This window comes from Pseudomonas sp. RL_105y_Pfl2_101 (assembly GCF_963970585.1).
GTDB lineage: Bacteria > Pseudomonadota > Gammaproteobacteria > Pseudomonadales > Pseudomonadaceae > Aquipseudomonas.
Map to the genome: position 1 here is coordinate 1 of NZ_CAXAPG010000039.1, position 21,234 is coordinate 21,234.

Genomic DNA, 21,234 nt, shown 5'->3' on the forward strand with positions numbered 1-21,234 from the left:
CCCCGTACAGCTTCGACGTGTCGGTGTGGGAGTTCTTCTGGCCGCTGATCACCGGCGCGACCCTGGTGGTCGCCCGTCCCGACGGTCATCGCGACCCGGCCTACCTCAGCCAGTTGATCCAGCAGGAACAGGTCACGACGTTGCACTTCGTACCGTCGATGCTGCGTGCCTTTGTCGAAGAACCGAGCCTGGTCAACTGCCACAGCCTGCGCCAGGTGTTCGCCAGTGGCGAAGCCCTGCCGGTGGACCTGGTGCGACGCTTCATGGGCCGACATCCGGCGGCGCTGGTCAACCTGTATGGCCCGACCGAAGCGGCCATCGACGTCTCGGTCTGGCGTTGCTCGGCGGACGATGTGATCGTGCCGATCGGCAAACCCATCGCCAACCTGCGCTTGTACATCCTCGACGAGGCCCTGCAACCGCTGCCGATTGGCAGCATCGGCGAGCTGTACATCGGCGGCGTCGGTGTCGCCCGGGGTTACCTGAAACGCCCGGACCTGACCGAGCAACGCTTCCTCGCCAGCCCGTTCGTGGCCGGTGATCGCCTGTACCGCACCGGCGACCGTTGCCGCTTCCTGGCCGATGGCAACATCGAATACCTGGGGCGTCTCGACCATCAGGTGAAGCTGCGCGGTCAACGCATCGAACTAGGGGAAATCGACTCTGCCCTGCTGAACCTGCCAGCCATCACCGGTGCCTGCACCCTGGTCATCGACAACCGCCTGGTGGCGTTCTACAGCAGTAGCACCGCGCAACCGGACCTCGACACCCAGCTCGCGGCCGAGCTGCCGGCCTACATGGTGCCGGCCGTGTGGGTGCAGATCCCGGCCCTGCCCCTGAGCACCAACGGCAAGATCGACCGCAAGGCCCTCGCCGCCCTGCCCCTGCCGAACCCCCAGAAGGACTACGCGGCACCGCGCAACGACCTGGAACGCCTGCTTTGCCAGTTGTTCGGCGAGCTGCTCGGCGAGACCTTGACCGGCGACCGTGAAGTCGGCACTTCGGACAGTTTCTTCGCCTTGGGCGGTGACTCGATCCTCGGCCTGAAACTGATCTCGCGCTTGCGTGAACAGGGCTATTCGCTCACCCCACGGGACTTGTTCCGTTCGCCGACCCCGGCGGCCCTGGCCCATGTGACCACCGCGCTGCTGACCCAGGCCGAACAAGGTGACGTGACCGGGCCGATGCCGCTGATGCCGTTGCACCAGTGGTTCTTCGACCAGCAGCAGGTCCAGGTCGCGCACTGGAACCAATCGGTGCTGGCCGACAGCGACCGTCGCCTGGAGCCGGCCATCGTGCAAGCCACGCTGGATCGGCTGGTGGCCCACCACGACGCCCTGCGCTTGCGTTTCACCGACGTCGACGGCCAATGGCAGGCGCACATCGCGCCAGTGGCTCCGGCCCAACTGACCCGCTGCGAGCACCCGGACCAATTGCTCCACGTCGCGCAAAGCCTGGACCTGCAAGACGGCCCGCTGTTTGCCGCGGCTCTGCTGGAGGGCACGCCGCAGCGCCTGTACCTGGTGGCCCATCACCTGGTGGTCGATGCGGTGTCCTGGACGCCGCTGCTGGAAGACTTCCAACACCTGTACCCGGCACTGGAGCGTGGCGAAAACCTGACGTTGCCAGCGAAAACCACCGCCTATCGTCAATGGGCCGAGCACCTGCAAGCCCATGCCGCCAAGGTCGCTGCCGAGCATCGCTACTGGAGTGCCCAGGTCGGCGCAAACCAGCCACCCATGGCCACGGTCGCCGAGCGCCAGACCCTATCGGCCCGCTGGGACGCCAGCCGCACGCACCAATGGCTGACCGAGTCCCAGACGGCTTATCGCACGCAACCGGAAGAACTGCTGATCGCCGCCCTCGCCGCGACCCTGGCCGAGGCCGAACAGCGCAGCGACATCGTGGTGGACCTGGAGCGCCACGGACGTGACGCACCGTTTGCCGGGCTGGACGCCGGCCGCACCGTCGGCTGGTTCACCACCCTCTACCCGCTGCGGGTGAATGCCAGCGGAGCCCCTGGCGATCAGGTGCGCAACACCAAGCAAGCCTTGCGTGACGTACCTGGCCAGGGCCTCGGCTACGGCTTGCTGCGCCAGCGCGGCGAGTTGCCGGCCAGCCACGGTGATGTGCTGTTCAACTACCTAGGGCATGAGCAAACGCCAGAGGGCTGGTTGCGCGCCAGCAGCCTGACCCCGCCGCCGGACGTGGCCCCGGTGAACCGAGTGACCCACGCCCGTGAAGTGGTGGCCTGGCTGGAGGACGGTGTGTTGCGCATTGAATGGCACAGCGTCACGCCGAACGCCGACAGCCGTTTGCCCGCTCGCCTGCTGGAACGTTTGCAGGCGCTGGTCGAACACTGCCTCGACCCGCAGGCCGGTTCGCTGATGCCCGCGGACTTCCCGCTGGCCAAAGCGCTGAACCAGAAGTCCCTGGACAAACTGCTGGGCAAGCTCAAGACCAAACCCAATTCCCAAAGCTAGCGAGCGACGCGGCGCCCGCGCAGGCCTCAGACCGGCGCGGCGCCTGGATCGACTCACTTGAGTTTTCAAGACTTTGAAATGGACCAAGCAAGCATGAACAACATCGAAGACATCTACTCCCTTTCGCCGACCCAGCACGGCCTGTTGTTCCACAGCGTCTATGAACCGGATTCGCGGGTTTATTACCAGCAATTGAGCCTGGACATGAACGGCCCGCTGCAACTGAGCGCGTTTCGCGGTGCCTGGCAGGCGCTGATGCAGCGCCACGCGGTGCTGCGCAGTGCGTTTCTCTGGGAAGAACTGGACGATGCCTATCAAGTGGTGCAACAAGAAGTGGCGCTGCCCCTGACCGAACTGGACTGGCAAGACCGCCCCGAGCCACAGGCCGCGCTGGGACAGTTGGCATTGGAGCAGCGGGCGCAACCCCTGGAGCTCAATGACTCGCCGCTGATGCGCGTGTGCCTGGTGCGCCTGGCCCCCGAGCGCTGGCACCTGATCTGGACCTTCCATCACATCCTCATGGACGGCTGGAGCGTCGGCATTGCCGTCCAGGAGTGGCTGGCGCTGTACTACGAACAAGCCCATGGCCGCCCCGCCGACCTGGCGCCGACCCGCCCTTATCGGGACTACATTGCCTGGCTGGCGGAACAGGACATGGCCGCCACCGAAGGGTTCTGGCGCGAGCAGTTGCAGGACGTCAGCGAGCCGACCCCGCTGCCCACCTTCGCCGAACGCCAGGCAGCACCGACAGGAGCGCCGTTCGCCGAGCGGGAAAGTCTGCTGGCGGCCAGCGAAACCAAGCAACTGGCCCACTTCGCCCGCCAGAACGACCTGACCATCAATACGCTGATCCAGGGCGCCTGGGCGCTGCTGCTGGGCCAACACGCCGGGCGTGACGACGTGGTCTATGGCGTCACCGTCGCCGGGCGTCCGGAGAACCTGGCGGCGGTGGACAGCACCGTCGGGCTGTTCATCAATACATTGCCGTTGCGCGTGCAATGGGCTGACGAACCGACGCTGGTGACCTGGCTGCAACACTTGCAGCAAGCCAACAGCGATCTGCGTCACCACGCCTACCTGCCGCTGGGCAAGCTCAAGTCGATGACGCGCATCGCCGCCGAACAAGCGCTGTTCGACTCGATCCTGGTGTTCGAGAACTTCCCCGTCACCGACGCGCTCAATCAGGACACTGGCGGCTTGAGCTTCAGTGCCCCGAGCAGTGACCAGCAGGTCGACGGCATCACCCTGACCCAAGGCCGCAACCACTTCCCGCTGTCGCTGATCGTGGTGCCGGACAAACAACTGCACTATCTGATCAGCTACGACCGCAGTCGCTTCAGCGATGCCGAGGTCGCGGTGTTGTCGGCACAATTGCGCGCTATCCTGTTGGCGATGACGGCGCAAGCGCAGTGCCGGGTCAGCGCGCTTGAATGGCTGAGCCCTGAAGAACGCCAGCAAGTGCTCGTGCAAGGTCGCGGCGTGCAACTGCCGGTGCCCCCTGAGTGTTTGCACCAGCGCTTCGAACAACAGGTGGCCGCTCACCCAGAACACCTGGCGGTCCGCGACCGTCAGGTCGCCCTGACCTACCGCGAACTGGACCAGCAGGCCAACCGCCTCAGCCAGTACTTGCGCGCCCAGGGCATTGGCCACGACAGCGTCGTGGCACTGGCCCTGGAACGCAGCGCCGAATTCGTGATTGCCCTGCTGGCCACCCTCAAGGCCGGCGCCGCCTATCTGCCGCTGGACCTCAAGCAGCCCGCCGGGCGCCTGGCCGATGTGCTGGTTGACAGCCGCGCCGCGCTGCTGATCGGCGCGGCTGCCTCGCCCCTGCTCAAGGGCTTGGCCGAGCACACGCCGACGCTGTGGCTGACGGAACAAGCCGACGCCATCGCCTCCCAGCCAGACACGCCACCGACCGTGGCCCACAACCCGACCGACGCCGCCTACGTGATCTACACCTCGGGTTCCACTGGCACCCCCAAGGGTGTGGTGGTCGAGCACCAGTCCATCGTCGATTACCTGACGGCGGTGCACGCCGTACTCAACCCACCGCTGGCGGCCCGTTACGGTTTGCTGTCGAGCATCGCCGCCGACCTCGGCCACACTCAACTGTTCGGCGCCCTGTGCAGCGGCGCCAGCCTGTTGCTGGTGGATGAAGACAGCGGTTTCAGCCCCCTGGCGCTGGCCGAACTCTTCGAGCAACACCCGGTGGATGTGCTGAAGATCACCCCAAGCCACCTGGTCGGCCTGTTGCAGGCGCTTCCCGATGCCCGCCTGTTGCCCCGCGCCCTGCTGGTCTTCGGTGGTGACGCCCTCAGCCCGGCGCTGCTGGACCAAGTCAACCGCCTGGCGCCAGGGCTCCGGGTGTTCAACCACTATGGGCCGAGCGAAGCGACGGTCGGGGCGATTGCCACCGAGTTGCCTGCTGGCCTGCGCAGCATTGCCCTCGGCCGGCCGCTGCCGAACCGTCAACTGCAAGTAGTTGATGCCAACGGTCGCCTGGTGCCCACCGGGGTGTCCGGTGAGCTGCTGATCAACGGCGCCCTGGCCCGGGGTTACCTGCACCGCCCGGACCTGACCGCCGAACGCTTCCACCTCGACGCGGATCAGCAACGCTGGTACCGCACCGGCGACCGCGTACGTTGGCAAGTGGACGGCCAATTGGCATTCCTTGGTCGGGTCGACAGCCAGGTCAAGATCCGTGGTAATCGCCTGGAGCTGGGCGAAGTCGAGGTGCAGCTCAAGCGCCTGTCGCCGCTGATCGAACAGGCGCTGGTCCGCGCCGTGGAACTGGACGGCAGCCTGCGCCTGGTGGCCTACCTGGTCGCCAGCCAGTCGCTGTCCGCCACGAAACTGCGTAACGACCTCGCGGCGCGCGTGCCGGACTACATGGTGCCGGCGCACTTCATCACCCTCGACGAACTGCCCCTGACCCGTAACGGCAAGGTCGATGTCCAGCGCTTGGCGCTCCCGCAAAAACCCACGGACGACAGCGCCACCCACGTTGCCCCACGCAATGAAGTCGAAGCGCAACTGGCCGCCATCTGGCAAGACGTCCTGAAGCTTGAACGTGTCGGCGTGCATGACAACTTCTTCGCCTTGGGCGGCGACTCGATCATCAACTTGCAGATCATCGCCCGCGCCAACCAACAAGGACTGAAACTCACGCCCCGCCAGCTCTTCGAAAATCGCACCATTGCCGATATCGCCCGGGTGCTGGGCGCCGATGCCAGCCAGGGCGAGGCACAAGACATTGCCGATGGCTATGAACTGCCGCTGGCCGCCGGGCAGCTGGCCCGCTTGCAACAAGGGCCATTGCACGCGACATGGCGTTGCGTGGCGCTGACCCAGGCAATCGATAGCGAGCTGCTGAGCCAGGCCATCGCCGCTTTGCAGCAACACCACCAGGCCTTGCGCCTGGCGCTCAAGGCCCTGCCGGAGGGCGAGTGGCAGCAACGGGTGCTGGTCGCGGCCAAGGCCCCAGTCATCACCACCGAGACACTTGAAGCCTGCGCCCCGGCGCAACTGCAAGCCCTGGCCCAGGCCGGTGTCGATGCGCTGGACTTGGACGTCGGCCAAACCCTGCACGCCAGCTTGCTGGAGGTAAACGGCAAACATTCGCTGCTGCTGGCCACTCATCCACTGTGCCTGGACGAAGCCTCCTGGTCGCTGCTGCTGACCGACCTCAACCTGGCCTTGGCGCAACTGCGCTATCAGCGACCGGTGCGCCTGTCCTACACCGGCGGCGACTTCACCCAGTGGACGCGGCACCAACAGGATCACGCACAGGGTGATGCCCTGGACGACGCCTGGGAACATTGGCTGCAATACGCAGGCCTGGAACCGCTGCAACTGCCTGGCAACCAGCAGCCGGCCAGCGTGATCGAACAGCCCCTGACGGCGGCCACCTCAGGTGAACTCAAGCGCCTGGGCGAAGTGCTGCAACTGGACTGGAACAGCCTGTTGGCCGCTGCCGTGGCCGAACAGTGCCGTGAACTGTGCGGCAACGGCCTGATCGCGCTGAGCGTGCACGGCGCCCGACCGAGTGTCGAGCGCTTGCCGGTCGCGGCACCCATTGCCGTGGCCGACCTCGACCCGGCACGCATCGTGGGGCCGTTGGCACTGGCGGTGCCGTATTTCCTCCAGCCCGAAGGCGACAGCCTGCTGCAACGCTTGCAGGCACTGGCCGCGCAGATGCGTGCCTACCCGCAACACGGCGTCGACTATGGCGCCTTGCGCTACCTGTCGGACAATACCTACCTGCAAGAACCGCTGCGCGACCTGCCGGCAGCCTCGGTCGCCATTCGCTGGCTGGGCAACCTCGACAGCCATCGCGAAGCGCGCGGCATTCTGGCCCAGGTCGAAGCCGCAAGCCCGTCGGCAGCTTCGTCTTGCCCTCTGACCCTGGACGCCTGGTGGCAGGATGATTGCCTGCACCTGCGCAGCCAGGGCAGCCTCGCCGCCGACTGGGCACCGCGCCTAGCACAACGCTTGAGCGAACTCGCCGGACTGACCGCCACACCGGACCTGCGCCCCGCCAGCCAAGCATTCGCGCTGTGCCACAAGCAAGCGGCGACCCTGGCGGCCGAGCCGCTGGACTGGCTGAACATAGAAGACGTCTATCCGCTGTCGTCGATGCAACAGGGCATGCTCCTGCACACCTTGTTGCAGCCCCACAGCGGCATCTACCTGATGCAACAACGCTACAGCTGGGACGGGGTATTGCAACGCCCGGCGATGGAAGCCGCATGGCAGCTGTTCCTCGAGCGCCATCCGATGATGCGGACCGCCTTCTGGTGGCAGGACGACCATGAACCGTTGCAATGCGTGTACCGCCAAACCCACCGGGCATTCGACTGGCAGGACCTGCGCCACCTCGACGAAGAACAGCAGCGCCTGGCCATGGACCAGGCCCTCGAAGCGCAACGCCTGCAAGGTTTCGACATGGCCGGTGCGCCACTGACGCACCTGCGGGTGTTCCAGCTCGACGAGCGACGCTTCGCCGTGGTGCGCAGCTTCCACCACATCCTGACCGACGCCTGGTGCTTCGGCCTGCTCATGGAAGACCTGCTGGCGATCTACCAGGCCATCGTGCGCCAGGAGCCGGTGGCCCGTCCGCGCTTGCGCTCGTTCCGCGCCTACATGAACTGGCTGGAACGCCATGACATGGCCGCCGCACACGCGTTCTGGCAGGTCGAAATGGCCGGTTTCAGCGAGCCGACGCCACTGCATGTGGACAGCCCCGTGGCCGGCCCGGAACAGGCACCGGAACAGGTCGGCGACTTCGACCAGACCCTGAGCATCGCCCAGACCCAACGTCTGCAGCAGCTGTGCCAGCAATACCAACTGACCCCCAACACCTGGATCCAGGGCGCCTGGGCGCTATTGCTGTCGCGCTACAGCGGCAACCGAGACGTGCTGTTCGGCGTGACCGTCGCCGGCCGCCCGACTGACCTCGCCGGTGTAGAAGAAATGGTCGGGCTGTTCATCAACAGCTTGCCACTGCGCATCGATGTCGACCCAGAAGCCCCAGTGGCCGACTGGCTGCAAGCGCTGCTGTCCCACAACGCGCAATTGCGCGAACACGAAAGCGCGTCGCTGGTGGACATTCAGCGTTGCAGCCAAGTGCCGCGCGGCCAGCAGCTGTTCGACAGCCTGGTGGTGTTCGAGAACGCGCCACTGGACATCAACAGCGTGCAACTGGATGCCTTCAGCATCGACATCTACGAAGACCGGGTCCACACCAACTTCCCGATGACGGTGGTGTTGTACCCCGGCGACCGCCTGGGCATTCGTCTGTCCTACGACAGCATGCGTTTGAGCACTGACACCGTGCAGCGCATGCTCGGGCATCTGGTGCAGCTGCTTTCGGGCATGCTGGAGACACCGCAGGCACCCCTGGGCAGCCTGCACATGCTGCCCGAGGCGGAACGCCGGCAATTGCAGATCGACTGCAACCACAGCGGCGCCGAGTTCCCACTGGAGCGCGGCTATGCGTCGTTGTTCGCCGAACAAGTGCGCAGCCGCCCGCAGCATCTGGCCGCCGTATGCCAGGGACAATCGCTGACCTACGCCGAACTGGATCGCCGCGCCAACAGCATCGCCCATGCGCTGCAAGCTGCCGGTGCCGGCCCGGAAACCCTCGTGGCGCTGTTTGCTGAGCGGGGCCTGGCCTTGCTGACGATGATGATCGCCACGCTCAAGGTCGGCGCCGCGTTCCAGGCGTTGGATATCCAACAGCCTCACGCACGCCTGGCGGAGCTGCTGGACCTGGGCGAAGCGCCGCTGTTGCTGGTGTGCGAGCACGCGACCTCAGCACTGGACAACGCCCTGCCGCAGATGCGCCAGCAACCCACCTGCCTGATCGCCCAGGCACTCTGGCAAGGCCGCGAACAGCCGCCGGTCAGCTATGCGCACAACCCGGATCAACTGGCCTACGTGATCTTCACCTCCGGTTCCACCGGCACACCCAAAGGCGTGATGGTCGAACAACGCGGGATGCTCAACAACATGTTCGGCAAAGTCCCGAGCCTGGGCCTGGGTGAGCACGACCGTATTGCCCAGACGGCTTCGGCGGCGTTCGATATCAGCGTGTGGCAGTTCCTCGCCGCACCGCTGTTCGGCGCCACCGTGCACATTCTTCCCGACGCCCAGGCCCACGACCCGGTGGCCTTGCTCGATGCGGTTCAAGAACAGCAACTGACACTGCTGGAAACCGTGCCGGCGCTGATTCGCGGCATGCTCCAGGAAAGCCAGGCGCACCACAGCCTGGCGAGCCTGCGCTGGCTCCTGCCCACCGGCGAAGCATTGCCACCGGCCCTGGCACGGGACTGGTTCACACGCTTCCCGGCCACCCCCTTGATGAACGCCTACGGACCCGCCGAATGCTCGGACGACGTCGCCTTCTACCCCATCACCCAAGCCCCGGCCGACGACTGCCTGCACATGCCCATCGGCAAGCCAACCGCCAATAACCAGCTGTTCGTCCTCGACTCGGCGCTGCGCATGGTCCCCATCGGCGTACCCGGCGAGTTGTGCATTGGCGGTGTCGGCGTAGGTCGCGGCTACCTGCGCGACCCGCAACGCACCCGCGAAGCCTTTGTCCCGCACCCGTTCCAGGCCGATGCGCGTCTGTATCGCAGCGGTGACATCGGCCGGATGCGCGCCGACGGCGTGATCGAATACCTCGGCCGTCGCGACCAGCAAGTGAAAATTCGTGGCCACCGCATCGAATTGGGCGAGATCGAAAACCGCCTGATGCACCACCCTGCGGTGGACAGCGCGGCGGTGCTGGCGCTGCCCGACGCCCGCGGTGCGTTGCAACTGGTGGCCTGGTATGTGCTCGACGACGCGGCCAACCTGGGCGGCGAGCCCGCGCAACAGGTGTTGGGCGCTTACCTGGGTCAGCAACTGGCCAGCTACATGGTGCCGGCCCGTTGGCTGGCCCTTGCGCAATTGCCGCTGAGCGCCAATGGCAAGGTCGACCGTCGTGCCCTCGCCGCCCAGGGTGTACCCCAGGACGAGACAGCGCAGGCGCAATGCATCGCACCGCGTACGCCAACCGAGAAAGTACTCGCCGAACTCTGGCAGGAAATCCTCGGCCTGGACGACGTCGGTGTGCATGACGACTTCTTCGCCATCGGCGGTCACTCGCTGCTGGCCACCCAGGTGTTGTCGCGGATTCGTCGACGGTTAAACGTGAACCTGCCACTGCGCACGCTGTTCGAGCGTGGCACCCTCGAACAATTGGCCGAAGCGGTCGATCAGCAACGCGATGCCCAGAGCGAAGCCGACGGCGACAGCGAGATGGCCCTGGCGCCGCGCAACCAGCCGTTGCCGCTGTCCTACAGCCAGCAACGGTTATGGTTCCTGGATCGCTTCGAAGGCCCCAGCGCCGCCTACAACATGACCACCACCGTCAGGCTGCGTGGCGCGCTGGACATCGCGGCGCTGCAAGCGGCGTTGCAGGCAGTCTTCGAACGCCATGAATCCTTGCGCACGGCGTTCCACCTCCACGGCGACCAGCCTTGCCAGGTCATCAGCCCGGCTCCTGTGGTGGACTTGACGCCGACCGAGCTGAGTCAACTCGACAGCGACGAACAGGCGCAAACCCTGCAACGCCTGATCGATGAACAGGCCGCACGCCCGTTCGATCTGCAACAGGCACCGATGCTGCGCGCCAACCTGCTGCGCCTGGGCACCGATGATCATGTGCTGCAACTGGTACTGCATCACATCGCCACCGACGCCTGGTCCATGGGCATCCTGATGCAGGAGCTGATTGTCGGGTACCAGGCCCGCACCAGCGGCTCGACACCGGTGCTGCCGGTGTTGCCGATCCAGTTCGCCGACTATGCCTACTGGCAACGCAGCCAAGCGCAACAACGCCTGCTGGCACGGGCCATCGACTACTGGCGCCGCCAGCTCGACGGCGCGCCCACGCTGATCCCGCTGCCGCTTGACCAGCCACGCCCGGCGCGCCCCAACTACCAGGGTGCGGCGCTGGAGCAACGCTTCAGCGCGGCCCAGACGCAGGTGCTCAAGGCCTATGCGCAACAGCAACGGGCGACGCTGTTCATGGTCCTGCTCAATGCCTTCAACAGCCTGTTGCAGCGGGCCACCGGGGCCAACGATTTTATCGTCGGCACCGACCTGGCCAACCGCGAGCATCCGGCCCTGGAACATCTCATCGGCTTCTTCGTCAACGTGTTGCCGATCCGTGCCCGCCTGAGCGACGGCGAAACCTTTGACGTGCGCCTGCAACGCTTGCGCGAGGATTGCCTGTCGGCGTTCCAGCACCAGCAAGTGCCGTTCGACAAACTGGTCGAGGAGTTGCAGCCGCCGCGTACGCCGGGGGTCAACCCACTGGTCCAGGTGCTGTTCGTCATGCAGAACACCCCCAGCGGTAATGCCAGCCTGCCGGACCTTGAAGTGGAACACTTGGTATCGCCCCAGGAGAGCAGCAAGTTCGACCTCGCCGTGTTTGTCGAAGAGGACGAAAAACAAGGCCTCAACGTGCGCTGGGTATATCGCACCAGCGTGTTGCAGGCGCAGACCATCCAGCGCCTCGAACAAGGCTTCGAGAGCCTGCTGGAGCAGATCGTCTCGGTAGCAGACCGGGCGCTGGAGCAGTGGTCGTGGCGCCTTGAGGGCGGCAACGCCAGCGCGCCGTCCCAGGCGAATTCGTCGCTCGACGAGGCCTCGGCCCGCAGCGCACGCAAACAGTCGAAACTGAGCAAGCTCAAGCAGACTCGTGCAACCGCCGTGAGCCAGGTGGCCCACGAGCAGGTCCGTACCCGCACCCTCAACGCCGGGCAAGCCTTGCCGTTGGTGATCGAGCCGCTGCTCGGCGACCTGGACCCGGTGCACTGGGCGCTGCAAGCCCGGGAATGGATCAATGCTCAGCTTCTGACCCACGGTGGCCTGCTGTTCCGGGGTTTCAACCTGCCAGACGCTGGCGCTTTCGAACACTTCGCCCAGGCCATCGAACCCGACCTCTACGGGACCTACGGTGACCTGCCGAAAAACACCTCGGGCAAGAACATCTACCACTCCACGCCGTACCCGGAACAGCACATGATTCTCTTCCACAACGAGAGCTCCCATCTGCCGCAGTGGCCACGCAAGCAATGGTTCTATTGCGAAACGCCAGCACCGCGCGGCGGCTGCACGCCCATCGTCGATTGCCGGCAGGTGTTGGCGCGCTTGCCCGAGGACATCGTCGCTCGCTTCAAGGCCCTGGGGCTGCTGTATGTGCGGCACTTCACCGACAAGCTGGATGTGCGCTGGCAGGACTTTTTCAAGACCGAACAGCGCGAGCAAGTCGAGCGCCAATGCCTGGCGTCGGGCATGCGCTGGGAATGGCTGGGGGCCGACAACCTGCGGATCGCCCAGCATTGCCCGGCCATCGTCGAGCATCCCGAGACCTTGGAGCTGTCGTTCTTCAACCAGGTGCAACTGCACCACACCGCCTGCCTGGATCCGGAAGTGCGCAGCAACCTGATCAGCCTGTTCGGCCCCGGGCACCTGCCCCGCAACGTGTACTACGGCGACGGCAGCGTGATCGAAGACGCGGTGATGCAGCTGATCGGCGAGGCATACGAAGACTGCGCGGTACGTTTCAGTTGGCAAAAGGGTGACATGGTGATGCTGGATAATATGTTAGTGGCCCACGCCCGGGACCCCTTCGAGGGCGAGCGCAAGATCTGTGTCGCCATGGGCCAGATGATGCGTCGCGAACAATTGACCGGGCTACTGCCCGAAGCACAGCCGGCGCTGGCTACGGAGGTGCAGGCATGAGCGCCTTCGAAAAACGTGAGGAAGCCTTCGCCCTCTCGCCCCAACAACGCAGCCAGTGGTTGGCGGGGTTGCCAGCGACGCGCCTGGAACTGGAAATAAATGGCCCGTTGGCACTGGAGCGTCTGCACCAACGGCTCGTCGCCCTGAGCGCTTGCCACGAGGCCCTGCGCCTGCGGGTGCAGCCTGAGCCGGGCCTGCTGTTGCCGTTGCAGAAGGTTGAGTCCACCGTCATGGCCGCGGACGCCATCAGCGTCGAGGTGCAAGCGGTCGGCGCCAATCGCCACCGGGTGACACTGCAACTGCCGGCGCTGAGCGCCGATCGCGGGACCTTGCTGCGCCTGGTACAGGCATTGGGCTCGACGGATGCGCCATCGGTGGATGACGAGGCCATGACCTATACCCAGTACAGTGCCTGGCTCTACGAATTACAGGCCGATGAAGACGCCGAGCTGGGTCGGCGCTTCTGGGCCAGCCAGGCCCTGGACGAGCCCGCCGCCAGCGAATTGCTCTACCGTCAGGTACGCAGCGACCGCCCCGACACCTCGGTCACCACTCGCCTGAGTATCGCCCCGCAGTTGAGCACGACCCTGGACAGCTTTTGCCAGCGTCACGACGCATCGTCCGAGCAAGTCTTGATGGCGGCCTGGGGCGTGCTGTTGCAGCGCCTGAGTACCGGCGACAGTCCGGCACTGACCTTGAACTGGGTCCACGATTGCCGCGACGACTATGAAGAACTCGCCGACTGCTGGGGCTTGTTCGCCAAGCCCATGCCCCTGCGCTGGCAACCGGCGGCTGACAGCCATTTTGCCCAGGCGCTGGCGAACCTGCAGGAGCTCTGCGAGCAAGCCACGCAATGGCAGGAATACTGCGGCGTCAGCGCGGCACTGCCGGCCGACGCCTCGCAGTACGGTTTCCAGTGGGGTGGGCAGTTACCCGATCGGCTCGACACCTTGGGCAGCTTGGCCTCGACGCTCACCGTGCTGGACGCACAGGCCATCCCTGCGGGCATGGAGCTGCTGCTGGTGGCCGAAACCACCGCTGGCGGCTATCGCCTGAACCTCTGCCACCTGCCGAGCCGCTACAGCGAGCAAGCCGCCCAGGTCTTGCTGGAGCAGTTCCAATCACTGCTGCTCGATGCGCTCGCCAATCCCGGCAAGGCTCTGGCCGAGCTGTCATTGCAGTCGCCGAGTTTCAGCGCGACGCTGGCCGCCCTTCAGGCGCCAGTCGACGTCGCGGCGTTGCCATTTTCCAGCGTACCGGCGAGCTTCGATGCGTGTGCCGCGCAGTTCCCCGCGCACTTGGCCCTGCGCGACCACAGTGGGCAACTGAGCTACGCCCAATTGCAGGCCCGCAGCACCCAACTGGCGCGTTACCTGCGCGCTCAAGGCGTGGGTCGCGAAGACCGCGTGGCCTTGTACCTGGATCGCTCGTCGCAGATGATCCTGGCCATGCTCGCCGTGCTCAAGAGCGGCGCGGCGTTCGTCCCCCTGGACGTACATCAACCGGCACAGCGCTCCCTGGCCATCCTGCAACAGGCGCAGCCGGTCTTCGTCCTGAATGGTTCGGCCGGCAGCGCCCCCGCGTTGCCCGGCATCGGCAGCCTCGACCTGCGTGATGAAGCGACCTGGCAGCAAGCAACCGTCCCGGCAATCGACGTCGAGATCCAAGCTCAGGACGCGGCTTATGTGCTGTTCACTTCCGGCAGCACCGGCACGCCCAAAGGCGTCATCGTCGAGCATCGGCAGCTCGCCAGTTATGTCGCCAGCGTGTCCCGCCGCCTGGCGTTGGCGCCCGGCGAACGCAGCGCGGTGGTTACATCCCTGGCGGCCGACCTGGGCTACACGTTGCTGTTTCCGGCACTGCTCAGCGGCGGCGAATTGCACCTGCTGGACAAGGACACGGCCATGGACGCCCAGGCCTGGACTGCCCGGCAGGCGCAACACCCGGTCGACCACCTGAAGATCGTGCCATCGTTGCTCGACGCCTGGTTGATTCACGCCCAAAGCGCTGCCGTGCTGCCACGCAAGCAATTGATCCTCGGTGGCGAAAGCTGTTCGCGGCGCCTGTTGCAAAGCATTCGCGGCCTCGCACCGACGCTGGCGGTCTTCAACCATTACGGCCCGACCGAAACCACCGTTGGCGTGGTGATGCACAAAGCCGAGCCAGCCATGGATTATCGCCGCCTGCCCCTCAGCGACCGCCTCGACGGCATGCGCCTGTACCTGCTCGACGAGCAGCAAGCGCTGGCCGCCCCCGGACAAAGCGCCGAGCTGTACATCGCCGGCCCGCAACTGACCCGCGGTTACCTGGACCCGCAACAAAGCGCCGGGCGGTTTATCGAACTGGCGCAACTGCCTGGCGAACGCCTCTATCGCACCGGTGACCTGGCCCGCTATCGCCATGACGGCAGCCTGGAGATCACCGGACGCGCAGACCGTCAGGTGAAAATCCGTGGTTTCCGTGTGGAACTCGACGAGATCCAGGCGCAACTGAACGGCCTTCCGGGTGTCGCCCAGGCTGCAGTGGAATGCATCCCCCGCGGCGAGCTCGGCCAACAACTGTTCGCCTTCATGACCCTGGCGCCCGGGCATTCGACCACCGTCGCCAGGCTGCACGGCCAGGCCCAGGATTGCTTGCCGGACTACATGCTTCCCACCCTGCGGATCGTTGACGCACTGCCACTGATGGGCAACGGCAAGCTCGACCGCAAGACCCTGCAGCAATGGGCCGATAAAGTCCTCGACACGGTCGGCAGCGCCTTGCCGCGCACACCGCTGGAAGCGCTGCTCGCCGACGTCTGGGCACAGGTGCTGGGCCTGGAGCGGGTGGGCATCGACGATGACTTCTTCGAGCTGGGCGGGCACTCCCTGGCAGCAGTGACCCTTGCCAGTCGCTTACAGACCGCGCTGTCGGCACCGGTGACGGTCAATGCGGTGTTCAACGCCCCGAGCGTCTCGGCGTTTGCGGCGCTGGTACAGGCCGAGCTCAAGCTCTCGCCGCTGGTTCGGCTGTCGGCCCCCAACACCGTTGAAGCCGCCAACCTGTTCTGCTTCCACCCCTCCACCGGCCACGTGCAGGATTACCGCACGCTGCTGGCGCCGCTTTCGGGCTGGCATCTGTGGGGCTTGCAGGCGGCGTACCTGAGCGACGACAGCGCAGCGCTGGGCGGCGACATCGAGAGCCTCGGCGCGCTTTATGTCGAGCAACTGCGCCAGCAGCAACCACAGGGCCCTTATCACCTGCTGGGTTTCTCCCTCGGCGGCCTGCTCGCGATTGCCGCGGCCGCTCGCCTGGAAAGCCAGGGCGAAGAAGTGGCGTTTCTCGGTATCATTGACTCGCAATACCAGCATCAGGCGTCGGAAAACAGTGTCGAAGCACTGCTGGAATCGGCTTCCCAAGCACTGACACCGGACAGCCAGATTGTGTTGCGTCAGTTGCCGCCGCCGATCATGGCTGCGTTGCTGGCGCAACTGGAGGCCCTGCCCCCTGCAGCACGCCTGCCGGAACTGGTCCAGTGGGCACGGCAACAAGGCCTGCAACTCGATGGCGACAGTTGGGAGCATTTGCAAACACGGCTGCACTACCAGCAGCATACGCAGCATCTGCTGGCGACGTTCAAACCTGCCCGGCTAAACGGCCCGGTGCATGTCTGGTGGGCCAGCGACACCCTGGCCCAGGCTGACTTCGCCGACCCACATTGGGAACGCCTGAGCAGCGGGCCATTGACCCGCGAGGTCATTGCAGCACAACACCTCACCATCCTTGAGCAACGCGCCTTGCATGAACAACTGGCGGCGCGCCTCACGGCCATTGCTACACACGGAGCGGTTTGAAATGGATCTGTTGTTACTCATGGCTAAACGCTCATGGCGCGCACTGCTGGTGGCGACCTTGACGGGGCTGACCTGCGGCCTCGCAGCGGCCGGCCTGATCGCCAACATCAACCACAGCCTGGAGGTGTTCGATAAGCTGCGCCCGGTGGACGGCCTGCTCTTCGCCGGCCTGGTGGTGTTGGTCGCCGTGTCGCGGATAATCTCCGACATCAGCCTGCTGCGCCTGGGCCAGGCCGCGGTCAACGACATGCGCCTGCACCTGAGCGCCAAGCTGATCGACACGCCCTACGCGCAATTGCAGCGTCTGGGCAAACATCGCCTGTTGGCGATGCTCACCGACGATACGCAAACCATCAGCCAAGCGGTGGAGTTGGTGCCGATTCTGCTGGTCAACGTCGGGATCATCGTCGCGTGCCTTGGCTACCTGGGCTGGCTCAGCATGCCGCTGCTGGGCCTGACGCTGCTGCTGATCGCCCTGGGCAGCCTGAGCTTTCACTGGCCGCAACGGCGGGCACTGACCTCGATTTCCCGCGCTCGCGAGCTCAAGGACCAGTTGTTCAATCAATACCGCCTGCTCACCGATGGCAGCAAGGAACTGCAACTCAACCATCCGCGCCGGCAGCACTTCTTCACCCGTCTGCTAATACCGGTGAGCCAGCAATATCGCCGCGATTTTGTACGGGGCATGAGCATCTACGCCCTGGTCCTGAACTGGGGCAATGCGGTGTTCTACCTGCTGATTGGCGTGGTGCTGTTCGCCGCGCCGCATTTCATCGAGCTGGGCGTAAGCCTGGTCACCGGCTATATCCTGGCGATCCTCTACATGATCACGCCGCTGTCGGAGCTGATGCACGCCTTGCCGACCCTCGGCCGGGCCAGCGTGGCCCTGAACAAGATCCGCGCCCTGGAAGGCCAGATGCAAACCGCCGACGAGGCCCTCGACACGATCTCGCCGACCCAGGTACGCAGCCTGGTGTGCCGCCAGGTCACCCACACCTATTACCGCGAGCGCGAGGACGGTCATTTCACCCTGGGCCCTATCGACCTCACCCTCAATGCCGGCGAAGTGGTGTTCATCACCGGTGGCAACGGCAGCGGCAAGACCACCCTGGCCTTGTTGCTGACCGGACTGTACCGGCCGGAAAGCGGCGACATCATGCTCGACGAGCAAGTGTCCTCGAGCAATGACAACCACCATTACCGGCAACACTTCTCGGCGATCTTCACCGACTTCTGCCTGTTCGAAAACCTGTTCGATGGCGACGATCCGTACCTGGTGAAACAGGCGCAGGACTACCTGGTGCACTTGCAACTGGACCACAAGGTGAACATCGAGGAAGGCAAGCTGACGACGCTGGCGCTGTCCACCGGGCAACGCAAGCGCCTGGCGCTGCTCAGTGCGTACCTGGATGACCGTCCCTGCTACTTGTTCGACGAATGGGCCGCCGACCAGGACCCGGTGTTCAAGCACTTTTTCTACACCCGGATCCTGCCGGACCTGCGCGAGCGCGGCAAACTGCTGATCGTCATCTCCCATGACGACGCCTACTTCGGTTTGGCCGACCGGTTGATCCGCATTGAACATGGCAAGCTTAGCGAAGTTGCCCCGCAGGCTGATACCGAGTCCCTGGCGCAAATGATGTCTTGAGGAAGACCTGGACATTGTGGGGAATGCTGTTCACTTACGGCGCTTCTTTCAGAAATGGAAAGCGTCGTTTTTTTGAAAAAGCTACTCACCTTTTTTCCGGACGGATGGTGTGTATATCCGTTGCTGCGGTAACGGATATGTACCCAATCCAGTCCAACCCACCCCAAAAGAAAACGACTCTCTCCCCCCTACTCATAGATGTAATGCAGATAGCTCACCTGCTCCGCCACCGGCAGGCGGTGCAGCTTGGGGCAGGATTCACAGAGCACGGGCGGTTGGCCCTCGACCGGCTCATGCAACTGGTAATGCAGGCAGCAATGCCGGCGCAGGGGCAAGCACGGGCAAATCTGCGGCGCCGGTGATTCAACCATGCGTTGCAGGCCCCGCAGCTTCAAGCGGCCGTTGTTCACCGTGACCTGTTCCAGCCACTGGTGCGCCTCGGCGAAGCCCTCCCTGGACAGGTCGGGGTCCATCCTGGCGAACGCGCCGTCCCAGATCGCGACGAAGTTGCCCCACAATATTTTCGGAGCCAGGCCACCGGCGGCGGCCAAGGTGCTGAACAGCGGCGCCAGGTGCTCGTGGATCAATCGCGACCAGTACTTGGCACGATCATCCGCGCCCAAAGCCGACAGCCCGGTGGCCAGGCCCAGCGCTGCAGGTTGACCGTCGTCATGCAACAGCAGCGCATCCTCGCCCCAGAACTCGATGGCGCAGCGACGCGTCAGCACACAGGCCAGGGTGGCCGGCAGGACAATGCTCATGTAGTTCATCGACCACTGCGATACCACCGCGGCACGGTTCACCCCCGGGTAACGCAGGGCAAACCGACTCAGCAAGGGTTGCAGTACAGCAGGGTCGGCAAGCTGGCTCAACGCAATGGCAGGCTGGTCGCCAGGCGCCTGCCGGATAACCCGCTGTATCGGCGGCCAGGCCTGGTTAAGCCATTCTGGAAATTCGATAACAGGGCTCCCTTGGCTTTCCCTAATTAATGCAAACGATTAGCATTGGCTGATCCTATCCTCCCGCCCCTGCAAACTCAACGTCGTTAGCGACCAGGCTTACCAAGACCACATGCACACACTTCGCAATTTCTGGCGTCTCGCGCGGCCTTTCTGGGCCTCCGAGGAAAAGTACCCGGCCCTGTTGCTGCTGTTGGCCACCGTGCTGATGACCTTGTGTCTGGTCGGCGTGAATATCCTCACCAATTTCTGGAACCTGCATTTCTATAACGCCTTGCAGGCCCTGGACTACCACGGCTTCCTGGTGGGCAGCCTGCAATTCATCCTGCTGCAGATCGGCACGGCCGCCTTTACAGTAGGCGCATTCCACTTCCAGCAGAAGTTGACCATCCGCTGGCGGCGCTGGGCGACCCGCAACATGCTCGATCAATGGCTGGGCAGCCAGCGCTACCAGAAGCTGAAGCTGACCGAGACCGACGTCGACAACCCCGATCAGCGGATCGCCGAAGACATCGACCTGTTTATCGTCAAGTCGCTCAAGTTGAGCCTGGGCCTATTGACGTCGGTGGTGTCGCTGTTTTCCTTCCTGCATATCCTCTGGCAGGCCTCCAGCCTCGTCAGCGTGCCGTTCAACGACCAATCGGTGGTCATTCCGGGGCTGCTGGTGTGGGTCGCCCTGGTGTATGCACTGCTGGGCACCGGCCTGGCCTTCTGGCTAGGACGCGCCCTGCCCAGCCTCAATTTCATGCAGCAGCGACGTGAGGCGGACTTTCGTTTCTCGCTCATCCGCCTGCGGGAGAACGCTGATTCGGTGGCGCAATACCGAGGCGAAGTCGTGGAGAACGAACGCTTCAACCATCGCCTGGAGGCGGCGCTGGAGAACTTCTGGGCGCTGGTGAAGAAACAGAAGCTGATCATGGGCTACTCAACCTTCTACTTGCGCAGCGCGACGGTCATCCCGATGTTCATCATGGCGCCGCAGTTCTTTGCCGGCGCCTTTCCCCTCGGCCGTCTGACCCAGATAAGCGCGGCATTCGGCGAAGTACACGCGGCCATCGCCTACCTGGTGAGCGTGTTCCCGGAGCTGTCGGAATGGAAGTCGGTGATCGACCGGCTGGTCGGCTTCCAGGAGCGCCTGGATAACGTCGAGGTCAAGTCCCAGGTCCGGCACGAACAGCAGGCCAGCGGCCTCGACATCAAGGACCTGGACATCTGGCTGCCGAACGGGCGGCCGTTGTTCAAAGGCTTCAACCTTTCTCTCAAGCCCGGCGATAGCCTGATGATCAGCGCGCCGTCCGGCTACGGCAAATCGACGCTGATCCGCACGATTACCGGGCTTTGGCAGCACGCTCGCGGCTCAAGTTGTTATGACCGTGAGCGCGCCCTGACACTTTCGCAAAAACCCTACCTGCCGTTGGGCAGCCTGCGCGAGGCGCTTTGGTACCCCACACCGCCCCGCCGCGAAGAAGATGCGGCGCTGCGCCAGATTATGGAGAAAGTCGGCCTGCAACACCTGACCGATCAGTTGGAGCAGGAACGGGACTGGGCGCAGACCCTCAGCGTCGGCGAACAGCAACGCTGTGCATTCGTCAGGGCCCTGCTGGCCCGCCCTGCGGTGCTGTTTCTCGACGAGAGCAGCTCGGCGCTGGATGCAGCAAACGAAGCGCGCTGCTATCAACTGCTCAAGCAAACGCTGCCGGACACGATCCTGATCAGTGTCGGGCACAGCGCCTCCCTCGAGCACTTCCATTGGCAAGTCCTTGAATTGCAAGACGAGGCGCAGTGGGTGCATCGCAAGGTCAGGCAAGCGGTGTAAAAGCGTAAAAGCGAGGAGCGTAGGAGCTGTCGAGTGCAACGAGGCTGCGGTCTTTCCAAGGTCAATTGAGTCGAGAGCAAAAGACCAAGACCCAGACCAAAACCAAGATCGCACACTTCCCCAACGCCTACAGCCTCCAACGAGCACAAGCGCCTCCCTGCGCCACACAACCTCCCTGTTCACATAATGGCATACA

Annotated in this window: 6 protein-coding genes; 5 read left to right on the forward strand and 1 reads right to left on the reverse strand. The window is 64.5% G+C overall.

Features of this window, described 5'->3' with window-relative positions:
* From AACY31_RS25715 to AACY31_RS25730, 4 genes are all read left to right on the forward strand, one after another.
* Nucleotides 1-2,483, forward strand: a 2,483-nt coding sequence (locus tag AACY31_RS25715) for a condensation domain-containing protein (protein WP_339483048.1), incomplete at its 5' end; no start/stop codon positions are given.
* A 93-nt stretch (nt 2,484-2,576) separates the two neighbouring features.
* Nucleotides 2,577-12,782 carry a non-ribosomal peptide synthetase gene (locus tag AACY31_RS25720; protein WP_339505299.1) on the forward strand — a complete coding sequence of 3,402 codons (10,206 nt, stop codon included), beginning with the start codon at nt 2,577-2,579 and terminating at the stop codon, nt 12,780-12,782.
* Complete coding sequence (locus AACY31_RS25725) at nt 12,779-16,615, forward strand: non-ribosomal peptide synthetase (protein ID WP_339483046.1); 3,837 nt, start codon at nt 12,779-12,781, stop codon at nt 16,613-16,615. Before AACY31_RS25720 ends, AACY31_RS25725 begins: the two co-directional genes overlap by 4 nt.
* A 1-nt stretch (nt 16,616) precedes the next feature.
* Nucleotides 16,617-18,263, forward strand: coding sequence for a cyclic peptide export ABC transporter (locus AACY31_RS25730; RefSeq protein WP_339505301.1), 1,647 nt, complete (start codon nt 16,617-16,619; stop codon nt 18,261-18,263).
* 188 nt (nt 18,264-18,451) lie between these two features.
* On the opposite strand, the gene fhuF is transcribed toward AACY31_RS25730, so the two are convergent.
* Nucleotides 18,452-19,135, reverse strand: coding sequence for a siderophore-iron reductase FhuF (gene fhuF / locus AACY31_RS25735; RefSeq protein WP_339483044.1), 684 nt, complete (start codon nt 19,133-19,135; stop codon nt 18,452-18,454).
* 199 nt (nt 19,136-19,334) lie between these two features.
* Here fhuF and AACY31_RS25740 point away from each other — a divergent pair, with 199 nt between their 5' ends.
* Entirely contained in the window at nt 19,335-21,038 is a 1,704-nt protein-coding gene (locus AACY31_RS25740) for an ABC transporter ATP-binding protein/permease (RefSeq protein ID WP_339505303.1), read from the forward strand.
* Nucleotides 21,039-21,234 lie beyond the last annotated feature (196 nt).

Coding starts and splice junctions, on each gene's coding strand:
- AACY31_RS25720 (WP_339505299.1), top strand. CDS start 2,577: ATGAACAACATCGAAGACATCTACTCCCTTTCGCCGACCCAGCACGGC.
- AACY31_RS25725 (WP_339483046.1), top strand. CDS start 12,779: ATGAGCGCCTTCGAAAAACGTGAGGAAGCCTTCGCCCTCTCGCCCCAA.
- AACY31_RS25730 (WP_339505301.1), top strand. CDS start 16,617: ATGGATCTGTTGTTACTCATGGCTAAACGCTCATGGCGCGCACTGCTG.
- AACY31_RS25740 (WP_339505303.1), top strand. CDS start 19,335: ATGCACACACTTCGCAATTTCTGGCGTCTCGCGCGGCCTTTCTGGGCC.